The sequence below is a fragment of the Pseudomonas stagnisoli genome, from assembly GCF_048595745.1.
GTDB classification, from domain to species: domain Bacteria; phylum Pseudomonadota; class Gammaproteobacteria; order Pseudomonadales; family Pseudomonadaceae; genus Aquipseudomonas; species Aquipseudomonas alcaligenes_A.
On sequence record NZ_CP184361.1, the window covers coordinates 4,188,024 to 4,200,775 of the forward strand.

General features: G+C 67.2%; 10 protein-coding genes and 1 other RNA gene. 8 read left to right on the forward strand and 3 right to left on the reverse strand.

Going from position 1 to position 12,752, the window contains the following annotated elements; all coding sequences use genetic code 11:
• Nucleotides 1–25: 25 nt before the first annotated feature.
• From ssrS to ACOAPY_RS20095, 7 genes are all read left to right on the forward strand, one after another.
• Nucleotides 26–204: non-coding RNA, 6S RNA (gene ssrS, locus ACOAPY_RS20065), on the forward strand.
• Nucleotides 205–212: 8 nt separating this feature from the next.
• A complete protein-coding gene (locus tag ACOAPY_RS20070; protein WP_465154481.1) occupies nt 213–812 on the forward strand; it encodes a 5-formyltetrahydrofolate cyclo-ligase in 600 nt (199 codons plus the stop codon).
• Nucleotides 813–1,177: 365 nt separating this feature from the next.
• The gene (locus ACOAPY_RS20075; RefSeq protein ID WP_465154483.1) at nt 1,178–1,627 is read left to right on the forward strand and encodes an EVE domain-containing protein; all 450 of its coding nucleotides are present in this window, start codon (nt 1,178–1,180) and stop codon (nt 1,625–1,627) included.
• A gap of 50 nt (nt 1,628–1,677) precedes the next feature.
• Entirely contained in the window at nt 1,678–3,537 is a 1,860-nt protein-coding gene (locus tag ACOAPY_RS20080; protein ID WP_465154484.1) for a diguanylate cyclase, read from the forward strand.
• Between the two features lie 91 nt (nt 3,538–3,628).
• On the forward strand, nt 3,629–4,693 hold the full coding sequence (locus ACOAPY_RS20085) for an HlyD family secretion protein (RefSeq protein ID WP_465156881.1): 1,065 nt from the start codon (nt 3,629–3,631) through the stop codon (nt 4,691–4,693).
• Nucleotides 4,690–7,392, forward strand: a complete 2,703-nt coding sequence (rbbA, locus tag ACOAPY_RS20090) for a ribosome-associated ATPase/putative transporter RbbA (RefSeq protein WP_465154485.1) — start codon at nt 4,690–4,692, stop codon at nt 7,390–7,392. Before ACOAPY_RS20085 ends, rbbA begins: the two co-directional genes overlap by 4 nt.
• Nucleotides 7,392–8,516, forward strand: a complete 1,125-nt coding sequence (locus ACOAPY_RS20095) for an ABC transporter permease (RefSeq protein ID WP_465154486.1) — start codon at nt 7,392–7,394, stop codon at nt 8,514–8,516. The genes rbbA and ACOAPY_RS20095 overlap by 1 nt, the downstream gene beginning before the upstream one ends.
• A 35-nt stretch (nt 8,517–8,551) precedes the next feature.
• Here the strand turns inward: ACOAPY_RS20095 and ACOAPY_RS20100 are convergent, their stop codons facing one another.
• Nucleotides 8,552–8,959, reverse strand: a complete 408-nt coding sequence (locus tag ACOAPY_RS20100) for a flagellar basal body-associated protein FliL (RefSeq protein ID WP_021699058.1) — start codon at nt 8,957–8,959, stop codon at nt 8,552–8,554.
• A 149-nt stretch (nt 8,960–9,108) separates the two neighbouring features.
• Between ACOAPY_RS20100 and ACOAPY_RS20105 the strand changes: the two genes are divergently transcribed.
• Nucleotides 9,109–10,092, forward strand: a complete 984-nt coding sequence (locus ACOAPY_RS20105) for an NADPH:quinone oxidoreductase family protein (protein ID WP_465154487.1) — start codon at nt 9,109–9,111, stop codon at nt 10,090–10,092.
• 168 nt (nt 10,093–10,260) lie between these two features.
• On the opposite strand, the gene ACOAPY_RS20110 is transcribed toward ACOAPY_RS20105, so the two are convergent.
• On the reverse strand, nt 10,261–11,229 hold the full coding sequence (locus ACOAPY_RS20110; protein WP_465154488.1) for a CDP-6-deoxy-delta-3,4-glucoseen reductase: 969 nt from the start codon (nt 11,227–11,229) through the stop codon (nt 10,261–10,263).
• Entirely contained in the window at nt 11,229–12,695 is a 1,467-nt protein-coding gene (ubiD, locus tag ACOAPY_RS20115; protein ID WP_076581255.1) for a 4-hydroxy-3-polyprenylbenzoate decarboxylase, read from the reverse strand. The genes ACOAPY_RS20110 and ubiD overlap by 1 nt, the downstream gene beginning before the upstream one ends.
• Nucleotides 12,696–12,752: the final 57 nt, after the last annotated feature.

Sequence of the window (12,752 nt, forward strand, 5' to 3'; positions counted from 1 at the left end):
GGCGCGATGGGGTATACTGCCGACCAGCTCCCTGGAGTGTTGGCCAGTCGGTGATGTCCCTGAGCCGATACGCACAACCACGGGGGTTGCCAGTGGGGCCGGTGTGCATGTCCGCCTGACGGAAAGCCTTAACGCCTCCTGCAATCTCCACCTTGAACTTTCGGGTTCAAGGGCTAACCCGACAGCGGCACGCCCGGGGAGTCCTGATTCTCATGCTTGAAGCCGGCCATCTGTCCCGCCCGGCCCTGCGCCGCCAGCTGCGCCAGGCGCGCCGCACGCTCTCTCCGCAACAGCAGAAACGCGCCGCCCGCGACCTCTATCGCCAACTGGCGCAGCACCCGCTGTTCCGCCGCTGCTGCCATATCGCCCTGTACCTGCCCAACGACGGCGAGATCGACCCGCGCCCGCTGCTGCGCGAGGCCCAGCGCCGCGGCAAGGCTACCTACCTGCCGGTACTCAAGCGCTGGCCACGCACCAAAATGAGTTTCCAGCGCGTGCATCCGCACGAAAGCATGACCCGCAACCGCTTCCGCATTGCCGAGCCGCAGGACCTACCCACCCGCCAGCGCAAAGTCTGGACCCTCGATCTGGTGCTGCTGCCGCTGGTGGGCTTCGATGAACAGGGCGGACGCCTGGGCATGGGCGGCGGCTTCTACGACCGCAGCCTGGCCTACCGGCAATTGCGCAAAAATTGGCACAAGCCGACGCTGCTGGGCCTGGCCCATGAATGTCAGAAGGTGGATCGCCTGGCGCTGGCCAGCTGGGATGTGCGTCTCGGTGCGGTGGTGACCGACCGGCGCTGGTATTGCTGAGGTCGCCGCGCTCCCTGCGGCAACGTCAACGGTGGGTCATTGCCCCTGGGTAACCGCCGGCGGATTGCCCTGACGATCCCAGAGACCCTGGGTGTAACCTGTGGTAACCATCCCCAGGCTGAACAGAATGACCAGGACCCACAACATATCTGGCTTGCGTTTCATCGAGTTGCCTCCCCCTTTCGGCACACTGCTTGGCTTTACCGGTGGCGGTGTTGTTATTGGCCGTAAACGGCGGCGCCTAGCCTGAGCCATCGACCCGCAAGAAGCGGTGAAGACCCACACATTTTTTGACGCCATCCGGCAGTCATTGACGGGAACGATTTTCACTCCCGCGCAAAGACCGGCAAACAGGAGCAAAGTTCATGCCTTATTGGCTGATGAAATCGGAACCCGACGAACTGTCCATCCAGCACCTGCAGAAGCTCGGTCGGGCGCGCTGGGACGGTGTGCGCAACTACCAGGCGCGCAACTTCCTGCGCAGCATGCAAACGGGCGAGCTGTTCTTCTTCTATCACTCCAGCTGCCCGGAACCGGGCATCGCCGGCATTGCGCGGATCGCCGGGCCGATCTACCCCGACCCCACCGCCCTCGACCCGCATAGCCATTACTTCGACGCCAAGGCCAGCAGCGAGAAGAATCCCTGGAGCGCACTGGATGTGGAGTTCGTCGAAGCCTTCCCGCGCGTGCTGCCACTGGCACGCCTGCGCGACAACCCCGCACTGGCGGAACTGGCCCTGGTACAGCGCGGCAGCCGGTTGTCGGTGATGCCGGTGAGCGAGGCGCAATGGCACGCCGTACTGGCCATGCGTTGAGCCGCCCGCGGCACTGTGCTATCACCAAGGCATAGCCCACGGAGCCGACGATGCGCGCACAACACGCCTGGCCAGCGCGTCTGGCCCTGGTTCTGCTTTTCCTGCTACTGAGTGCGGCCAGCCTGATGATCTGGCGCCAACTGGAGCAGGACCAGCGCAGACGCCTGGATGATCGCCTCGACTACCAGGCTCGCAGCCTGGCACGTCAGCTGGAAAACACCCTGCACACCGAAGTGGAGAGCCTGAGCCGTATCGCGCGACTGTGGAACAACCTGGGTCGCTTCTCGCGGGAGGATTGGGAAACCGAAGCAACGGCGGCACTCACCGATTTCCCGGCCTACCAATCGGTGCAGTGGGTGGGTGCCGACCTGCAGATGCGCTGGCTGTTGCCCTTGCATGGCAATGAGGCGGCGCGCGACTTCCGCCTGGTCCCGAGCCACCCCAACTACGCACTGGCCATGCAGGCCAGACAGACGGGTGAGCAACGCTTCTCCAACAGTTTTGCGCTGGTCCAGGGCGGTCGGGGTTTCGTCCTCTACACCCCGCTTTATCTCCGGGATGCTCAAGGCCAGCGGCAGTTCGACGGCTTCCTGCAGGGCGTTTTCCGCGTCGAGCCGCTGATGGACCAGTTGCTCGCCCTGCTCGACAACGACAGTTTCAGCCTGCGCCTACTGGAAAACGGCCAGAGCCTGTATAGCCACGAACGCCCCGACACGCTGAGCCAGCGTGCCATCGAAGTGCCCCTGCGCCTGCTCAACAATGACAGTTTCAGCCTGCAACTGAGCCCGACCGAGCACCTGCTGCAGCAGATGTCCAACCCCCTGCCACAGGTCGTCCTGGGTGGTGGCCTGGCCATCAGCCTGCTGCTGGTGGCCGCACTGAGCCTGGCCCTGGAGAACGCCCGCCGCGCCGGCGCCATGCAGCGGATCAACCGCGATCTTCAGTCCGAAGCCGCACGCCGCGAGGAAACCGAGCGTGAACTGCGCGACAGCCGCGAGCGCCTGCAACTGGTGCTCGACCTGACCGACTCCAGTCGGGACAGCCTGTTTATCTTCGACACCGAGAGCCGCAGGCTGCTGCACATGAACCAGGCCACCTATGCCGACCTCGGCTACCGGCCGGAGCAGTTCGCCCAGCTGCTGCGCGACGAACCCGAGAAGCTGCTGCCGGGCTTCTACGCCTGGCTGGACCTCGTTCGTCATGCCCAGAAGGACAACCAGTCGCGGATCTTCCAGCGCGAGTTGATCCGCCGCGACGGCAGTCGCCAGCCAGCCGAGATCAACACCCAGCTGGTGCAGCAGGGCGGACGCGAGTACCTGATCGCGGTGTCCCGCAACAACCGCGAGCGCCTGGAGCTGGAAGCAGGCCTGCAGCGTCTGTCGCAGTTGGACGGCCTCACCGGCCTGTACAACCGGCGTTTCTTTGACCAGCAGCTGCAGAGCGAATGGCGGCGCCTACGGCGCCTCGGTGTTCCGCTGGCGCTGCTGATGCTGGATATCGACTACTTCAAAGCCTACAACGACAGCCTCGGCCACTTGGCCGGCGATGACACCCTGCGCCAGGTCGCCGGCGCATTGCAGGGCAGTCTGCAGCGCGAGGGCGATGTGGTGTGTCGTTATGGCGGTGAGGAATTCGCCATCATCCTTGCCAACACCGACCTGGAGGGGGGCGAGCACGTCGCCGCCAGAGTTCACGAGTTGATCGCCGGCCTCGGCATCGCTCACCCCGCCAGCCCAGACGGTCGCCTGACCCTGAGCATCGGCCTGGCGGTGGCCGACCCGGTGGCCGAGGAGCAGCCGGGCGGGCTGGTCGCTCGCAGCGACCAGGCGCTCTACCAGGCCAAGCACGCCGGACGCAACCGCACCTGTGTCTGGAACGCCGACGGCGCGGCGCTTGACCCACCCGCTTGACCTGTATCAAGCCGCGCAGGCGACGAACGGCAGAATATGGAAGCCTGCTAACCATAGCCCCGAAGGGGGCCGCTGAAGGGAAGCCCTGATGATGAACGCGCAACGCCCCCTGCCCTACCTGATCGCCGCCGGCCTTGCCCTGCTGGCGGCGGCCGCCTGGTGGCAGCTGCGCCCGGACGAGCTAGGCGAAGGCTTCGCCAGCGGCAACGGGCGTATCGAAGCCACCGAGGTGGATGTCGCCACCAAGCTGGCCGGGCGCATCGCCAGCATCGCCGTGGACGAGGGCGACTTTGTCCAGCCCGGCCAGCTGCTCGCGCAGATGGACACCCAGGTACTCGACGCCCAGCTGGCCCAGGCCCGCGCCCAGCTCAAGCAGGCCGAGAATGGCGAAGTCACCGCGGCCAGCCAGATCACCCTGCGCGAGAGCGAGAAACTCGCCGCCGAGGCCGTGGTGCGCCAGCGCCAGGCCGAACTGGAGGCCGCCCGCAAGCGCCACACCCGCAGTGCCAAGCTGGTCGAGCGCAACGCCATGGCCCAGCAGCAGCTGGACGACGACCTGGCCCGCCTGCAGAGCGCCGAGGCCGCGCTGGCGGCAGCGCGCGCCCAGGTCAGCTCGGCCGCGGCCGGCATCGCCGCCGCGCAGTCGCAGGCGATCGAGGCGCAGTCCGCCAGCGAAGCGGCACGCGCCATGGTCGCGCGCCTGCAGGCGGACATCGACGACAGTCAGCTCAAGGCGCCGCGCGCCGGGCGCGTGCAGTACCGCGTAACCCAGCCGGGCGAAGTGCTCGGCGCCGGCGGCAAGGTGCTCAACCTGGTCGACCTCACCGACGTCTACATGACCTTCTTCCTGCCCGAACGCCAGGCCGGCCGTGTCGCCCTCGGCAGCGAAGTGCGCCTGGTGATCGATGCCGCGCCGCAGTACGTGATTTCCGCTAAGGTCAGCTACGTGGCCAGCGTCGCCCAGTTCACCCCGAAGACCGTGGAAACCGCGAGCGAGCGCGAGAAGCTGATGTTCCGGGTCAAGGCGCGCATCGATCCAGAGCTGCTGAGCAAGCACCTGCAGCAGGTGAAGACCGGCGTGCCCGGCATGGCCTACCTGCGCCTTGATCCCGAGGCCGAGTGGCCGGCACACCTGGCGATCAAGGTTCCGCAATGAACCCGGCGGTCGCCCGCCTCAGCGGCGTCGGCCTGCGCTATGGCGCAACCCGCGCCCTCGAGGCCATCGACCTGGAGCTGCCGGCGCAGCGCATGGTCGGCCTGATCGGCCCGGACGGCGTCGGCAAGTCCAGCCTGCTGGCGCTGATCGCCGGGGCGCGGCGGCTCCAGGCCGGCAGCGTCGAGGTACTCGACGGCGATATGGCCGACGCGCGCCACCGCCGCCGCGTCTGCCCGCATATCGCCTACATGCCGCAGGGCCTGGGCAAGAACCTCTACCCCACGCTGTCGGTGTTCGAGAACCTCGACTTCTTCGGCCGCCTGTTCGGCCAGGACGCCGCCGAACGCGAGCGCCGCATCGACGACCTGCTGCGCAGCACCGGCCTGTCGGCGTTCCGCGAACGCCCGGCGGGCAAGCTGTCCGGCGGCATGAAGCAGAAACTCGGGCTGTGCTGCGCGCTGATCCATGACCCTGACCTGCTGATCCTCGACGAGCCGACCACCGGCGTCGACCCGCTGTCACGCAACCAGTTCTGGGAGCTGATCGCGCGTATCCGCGCGCAGCGCCCGCAGATGAGCGTGCTGGTGGCCACCGCGTACATGGAGGAAGCCGAGCGCTTCGACCACCTGGTGGCAATGGACGCCGGCCGCGTACTGGCCGAGGGCAGCCCGGCGGAGCTGCGCACGCGCACCGGCTGCGCCAGCCTGGAGCAGGCCTTCATTGCCCTGCTGCCGGAGGAAAAGCGCCGCGGCCACCGCGAGGTGGTGATCCAGCCCCTGCAGGACAACAGCGAGATCGCCATCGAGGCCAAGGGCCTGACCATGCGCTTCGGCGACTTCGTCGCGGTCGACGCAGTGTCGTTCCGCATCCGTCGTGGCGAGATCTTCGGCTTCCTCGGCTCCAACGGCTGCGGCAAGAGCACCACCATGAAGATGCTCACCGGCCTGCTGCCGGCCAGCTCCGGCGAAGCCCTGCTGTTCGGCCAGACGGTGGACCCGCGCGACATGGCCACGCGCCGGCGGGTCGGCTACATGTCACAGGCCTTCTCTCTCTACAGCGAGCTGACGGTAAGGCAAAACCTGGAACTGCACGCCCGCCTGTTCCATGTGCCGGCCGCACAGATCGACGATCGCGTCGCCGCGATGGCGCGCCGCTTCGACCTCGGCGCAGTCATGGACATGCTCCCCGAGCGCCTGCCGCTGGGTATTCGCCAACGCCTGTCGCTGGCTGTGGCGGTGATCCACCAGCCGGAGATCCTGATCCTCGACGAGCCCACCTCGGGCGTCGATCCGGTGGCGCGCGACGGTTTCTGGCAGCTGATGCTCGACCTGTCGCGCCAGGACGGCGTGACCATCTTCATCTCCACCCACTTCATGAACGAGGCGCAGCGCTGCGACCGCATCTCGCTGATGCACGCCGGCAAGGTGCTGGACAGCGACACGCCGCAGGGGCTGATGGCCAAGCGCGGCCTGGACAGCCTGGAAGCGACCTTCATCGCCTACCTGCAGGAGGCGGTCGGCGAGCAACCGGCAAACGCCGCGCCGCCGCTGGAACAGGCGCCGCCGCAGCGCCAGCGCTTCAGCCTGCGCCGCCTGTTCAGCTACGCCCGCCGCGAGGCGCTGGAGCTGCGTCGCGACCCGATCCGCGGCGGCATGGCCCTGCTCGGCACGGTATTGCTGCTGTTCATCATCGGCTACGGCATCAGCCTGGATGTCGAGGACCTGACCTTCGCCGTGCTCGACCGCGACCAGACCACCACCAGCCAGGAGTACCACCGCAACCTCTCCGGCTCGCGCTACTTCCTGGAGAAGCCGGCGCTGCGCGACTACGCCGACCTGGAGCGGCGCCTGCGCAATGGCGACATCAGCCTGGCCGTGGAGATCCCGCCCCACTTCGGCCGCGACCTCAAGCGCGGCGCCAGCCCGCAGATCGGCATGTGGATCGACGGCGCCATGCCGACCCGTGCCGAGACCATCAAGGGCTACGTCGCCGGCCTGCACCAGCACTACCTGGCCGAGCTGGCGCGGCGCTCGCCGCAGCCGCTGGCCGCCAGCGCCGCTGGCCTGGAGGTGCGCTACCGCTACAACCCGGACGTGGAGAGCCTCAAGGCCATGGTGCCGGCGGTGATCCCGCTGCTGCTGATGCTGATCCCGGCCATGCTCACGGCCCTCGGCGTGGTGCGCGAGAAGGAGCTGGGCTCGATCATCAACCTCTACGTCACCCCGGTCACGCGCCTGGAATTCCTCATCGGCAAGCAGCTGCCCTACATCGCCCTCGGCCTGTTCAACTGCGCCCTGCTGGTGCTGCTGGCGGTGACGGTGTTCGACGTGCCGCTGAAAGGCAGCGCGTTCACCCTCGGCCTCGGCGCGCTGCTCTATGTCGCCTGCGCCACCGGCCTGGGGCTGCTGATGTCGACCTTCACCAACAGCCAGATCGCCGCCGTGTTCGGCACCGCCATCGCCACCCTGCTGCCAGCCATCCAGTTCTCCGGGCTGATCTACCCGGTCGCCTCGCTGGAAGGCTTCGGTGCCCTGGTCGGCCAGCTGTACCCGACCTCGCAGTTCCTGGTGATCAGCCGCGGGGTGTTCTCCAAGGCACTGGAGCTGCACGACCTGCTCGGCTATTTCGTCGCCCTGGCGCTGACCGTGCCGCTGCTCACCCTGCTCAGCGCCAGCCTGCTGCGCAAACAGGAGGTGTGATGGAACGCCTGGCCAACATCCTCCACCTCGGCATCAAGGAACTGCGCAGCCTGCAGCATGACCTGGCGCTGGTGCTGCTGATCCTCTGGGCCTTCAGCCTGGGCGTGTACTCTTCGGCCACCAGCATGCCGGAGAGCCTGCACAACGCCGCCATCGCCGTGGTCGACGAAGACCAGTCGCAGCTCTCCGAGCGCCTGGTCCAGGCCTTCCAGGCGCCCTACTTCCGCACCCCGGAACGCATCGACCTGGGCCAGATGGACCAGGGCATGGACTCCGGGCGCTACACCTTCACCCTGAATATCCCGCCGAACTTCCAGCGCGACGTACTGGCCGGGCGCAGCCCGGCGATCCAGCTCAACGTCGATGCCACCCAGGTGAGCATGGCCTTCACCGGCGCCGGCTATATCCAGAGCATCGGCGCCAGCGAGGTGGCCGAGTTCGTCCGCCACTACCGTGGCGAACTGCCGCAAGCGGTGGAGCTGGCGGTGCGCGTGCAGTTCAACCCGAACCTGACGCGCAGCTGGTTCGGCTCGGTGATGGAGGTGATCAACCAGATCACCATGCTGTCGATCATCCTCACCGGCGCCGCGCTGATCCGTGAGCGCGAACACGGCACCGTGGAGCACCTGCTGGTGATGCCGGTGACGCCGCTGGAGATCATGCTGGCCAAGGTCTGGTCGATGGGATTGGTGGTGCTGACGGCGGCAGCACTGTCGCTGCTGCTGGTGGTACAGGGCTGGCTGCAGGTGCCGATCGAAGGCTCGCTGGCGCTGTTCCTCGGCGGCGCGGCGCTGCACCTGTTCGCCACCACCTCGATGGGCATCTTCTTCGGCACCGTGGCGCGCTCGATGCCGCAGCTGGGCCTGCTGATCATCCTGGTGCTACTGCCGCTACAGATCCTTTCCGGCGGCACCACACCGCGCGAAAGCATGCCGGAGCTGGTACAGCAGATCATGCTGGCGGCACCGACCACCCACTTTGTCGATCTGGCCCAGGCCATTCTCTACCGCGGCGCCGGGCTGTCCATCGTCTGGCCGCAGCTGCTGGCCATCGCCGGCATCGGCACGCTGTTCTTCATCGCGGCGCTGACGCGCTTTCGCAAGACCCTGGCGCAGATGGCCTAGCCCCGCTGGCGAAGCGGACGCGGGCTGTGCCCGCGTTACTGGATGATCAGATTGTTGAATAACAGGTCCTCGACGATGGGCTTGCCCTCTTCCTGGGTGAGCACATCCTGCACCTGCTTCAGCGCTTCCTGGCGCAGCTTCTCCTTCGCCGCCTCGTCGGCCATGCTGGCGTCGCTCTGCTGGGAGAACAGCATCACCAGCTGGTTGCGGATCAGCGGTTCGTGGTGCTCGACCTTCTCCTCCGCTTCGGTTCCGGTCACGCGCAGGGCGATGTCAGCCTTGTAGAACTTCAGCTTGGGCCCGGCGCCAAAGTTGCCGACCAGGGCCGGCACCAGGCTGTAGTAGGCCACTTTGGGCTCGGCTTTTTCTTCCTCGCCACCGCCGCTGGCCAGGGCAACACAGGGCAGGAGCAGGGCAAACAGCAGGGCGATGCTTTTCTTCACGGGACGTTCCTCGGTGCGAATTGCGCCTAGCATAGCCATAGCCGGCCGCGCGCCCAAGCTTATGGTGCGCCATCAGGTGCGACCATGCTCGTTGACCCGCCGGGTGTGCCTCCTACACTGCCGGCAATCACGAACGCGAGGAAAGCGCGATGAAAGCCCTGCTCTGCAAAGCCTTCGGCCCGGCCTCCAGCCTGGTCCTGGAAGACCTGCCCAGCCCGGAACCGAAGAAGAACGAGGTGCTGATCGAGGTACACGCTGCCGGGGTCAACTTCCCCGATACCCTGATCATCGAGGGCAAGTACCAGTTCAAACCGCCCTTCCCCTTCGCTCCGGGTGGCGAGGCGGCCGGCGTGGTCAAGTCGGTCGGCGAGAAGATCAGCCACCTGCGGGCCGGCGACCGGGTCATGGCACTGACCGGCTGGGGCGGCTTCGCCGAGGAAGTGGCGGTGCCCGGCTACAACGTGCTGCCGGTGCCCAAGAGCATGGACCTCACCACCGCCGCCGCCTTCGGCATGACCTACGGCACCTCGATGCATGCGCTGAAGCAGCGCGCCAACCTGCAGCCGGGCGAGACCCTGCTGGTGCTCGGTGCCTCCGGCGGTGTCGGCCTGGCGGCGGTGGAGATCGGCAAGGCCATGGGCGCCAAGGTGATCGCCGCGGCGAGCACCGCCGAGAAGCTGGAAGTGGCGCGCAACGCCGGCGCCGATCACCTGATCAACTACAGCGAGCAGAGCCTCAAGGACGAGGTGAAGAAGCTCACCGGCGGCCAGGGCGTCGACGTGATCTACGACCCGGTGGGCGGCGAACTGTTCGAAGAGGCCTTCCGCTCCATCGCCTGGAACGGACGCTTCCTGGTGGTCGGCTTCGCCGCCGGCGGCGGCATTCCGGCCCTGCCGGCCAACCTGCCGCTGCTCAAGGGCGCGGCGCTGGTCGGGGTGTTCTGGGGTTCCTTCGCCCAGCGCCAGCCGCAGGACAACGCCGCCAACTTCCAGCAGCTGTTCGCCTGGCATGCCGAGGGCAAGCTCAAGCCGCTGGTGTCGCAGACCTTCCCGCTGGCACGTGGCGGCGAGGCCATCGACGCACTGGGCCAGCGCAAGGCCGTGGGCAAGGTGGTGGTCCAAGTAAAGGCGTGACGCAAATCCCTCTCCCCCTGGGAGAGGGTGCCCGACAGGGCGGGTGAGGGTGTTACAGGCGACTCGGAGTCGGCCCTGGTGCCCTCACCCCCGCCCCTTCTCCCGCTGACTCAGCCTAGCGGATGAACGAAAAAGCCGCCCTCGGGCGGCTTTCTTATTTCCGGGCGATCACTCGCGCGGTGCGTAGGCAAACACGTCGGCGCGCATCTGGTGCGGGTCCATGCCCGCTTCCACCAGCGCATCCAGGGTGCCGTAGACCATCGCCGGCGAGCCGCTGGCGTATACGTGCAGCGCCTTGAGGTCGGGGAAGTCCTCGCACACCGCCTCGTGCAGCAGGCCGCAGCGGCCGCCCCAGGCAGCGGCCTCACTGACCACGCGGTGCAGCTGCAATCCCGCCTGCCGCTCCCAGTCCTGCCAATGCGGCAGCTGGTAGAAGTCGTCGGGATGACGCACGCCCCAGTACAGGTGAACCGGGTGGCTGAAACCCGCGGCGCGGCAGTGCTCGATCAGGCTGTGCATCTGCGCCATGCCGGTACCGGCAGCGATCAGCACCAGCGGCCCGGCCGGCAGCTCGGCCAGGTGGGTGTCGCCGAACGGCATCTGCACCCGCGCCAGGCGCGTGCGGCGCAACTGCGCGATGATCTGCCGGCTGCTCTCCTCGCGGGTGAGGATATGCAGTTCCAGGTCACGTCCGGCATGCGGCGCGGAGGCCAGGGAGAAGGCCGACCACTCGCCGTCGTCGCGCTGCAACAGCAGATACTGCCCGGCGTGGTAGCGCGGCGTCTTGCCGGCCGGCGCGCGCAGCACCACGCGACAGACATCGCCACCAACCTCGCTCAGTTCCAGCACCTGACAGCCGAAGGTGCGCACCGGCAGCTCGCCGGGGGCGAGCACGCCGTCCCAGTGCAGCACGCAATCCTCCAGCGGCTCGGCCAGGCAGGTGAACAACTCGCCTTGATCCAGCTCGGCGCCGGCCTGGCGCACCCGGCCCTCGACCAGCAGCGCGGCGCAGATATGGCAATTGCCGTTGCGGCAGCTCTGCGGACAGTCGTAACCGAGGCGCCGGGCGCCGTCGAGAATGCGCTCGCCAGGCTGGAGCTCAAGTACCGCGCCGGAGGGTTGCAGGGTGACTTTCATCAGTCGATACCGAGGCTCGCCCACAGCTCATCCACGCGCTTGACCACCGCCTCGTCGCGCTCGATCACCCGGCCCCATTCGCGGCTGGTCTCGCCCGGCCACTTGTGGGTGGCGTCCAGGCCCATCTTGCTGCCCAGGCCGGATACCGGCGAGGCGAAGTCGAGGTAGTCGATCGGCGTGTTGTCGATCATCACCGTATCGCGCTTGGGGTCCATGCGCGTGGTGATGGCCCAGATCACGTCGTTCCAGTCACGGGCGTTGATGTCGTCGTCAGTGACGATGACGAACTTGGTGTACATGAACTGGCGCAGGAACGACCAGACGCCGAGCATCACCCGCTTGGCATGGCCGGGGTACTGCTTCTTCATGGTCACCACCGCCATGCGGTACGAACAGCCTTCCGGCGGCAGGTAGAAGTCGGTGATCTCCGGGAACTGCTTCTGCAGGATCGGTACGAACACCTCGTTCAGCGCCACGCCGAGGATCGCCGGCTCATCCGGCGGCCGCCCGGTGTAGGTGCTGTGGTAGATCGGATCGCGCCGACGGGTGATGCGCTCGACGGTGAACACCGGGAAGGTGTCGACCTCGTTGTAGTAGCCGGTGTGGTCGCCGTAGGGCCCTTCCGGTGCAGTCTCGCCCGGATGGATCACGCCTTCGAGGACGATCTCGGCACTGGCAGGCACCTGCAGGTCGGAGCCGATGGCCTTGACCAGTTCGGTACGGTGGCCACGCAGCAAGCCGGCGAAGGCGTACTCGGAGAGGGTGTCCGGCACCGGCGTCACCGCGCCGAGGATGGTCGCCGGATCGGCGCCCAGGGCCACGCACACCGGGTAGGGCTTGTCCGGGTGCTTCAGGCACCACTCGCGGAAATCCAGCGCACCTCCACGGTGACTAAGCCAGCGCATGATCACCTTGTTGCGGCCGATCACCTGCTGGCGGTAGATGCCAAGGTTCTGCCGTTCCTTGTTCGGCCCCTTGGTGATGGTCAGGCCCCAGGTGATCAGCGGCGCGGCGTCGCCCGGCCAGCAGTGCTGGATCGGCAGCCGGGTCAGATCGACCGCTTCGCCCTCCTCGATCACCTCGTGGCAGGGCGCGTCCTTGAGGACCTTGGGCGCCATGCTGATGACCTTCTTGAAGATCGGCAGCTTGCTCCAGGCATCCTTGAGGCCCTTGGGCGGCTCGGGCTCCTTGAGGAAGGCCAGCAGCTTGCCGATCTCGCGCAGCTCGCCGACATCCTCGGCGCCCATGCCCAGCGCCACGCGCTTCGGGGTGCCGAACAGGTTGCCGAGCACCGGCACGGCGAAGCCGGTCGGCTGCTCGAACAACAGCGCCGGGCCGCCCTTGCGCAGGGTGCGGTCGCAGATTTCGGTCATCTCCAGCACGGGAGAAACCGGGGTCTGGATGCGCTTGAGTTCGCCGCGCTTTTCCAGCTCGCGGATGAAGTCGCGCAGATCGCGGTACTGCATGCTTGGGCCTCACAGGTCGGGGCGCAAAGTTTAGCGCCGAACTCGGTTATTCAGAAG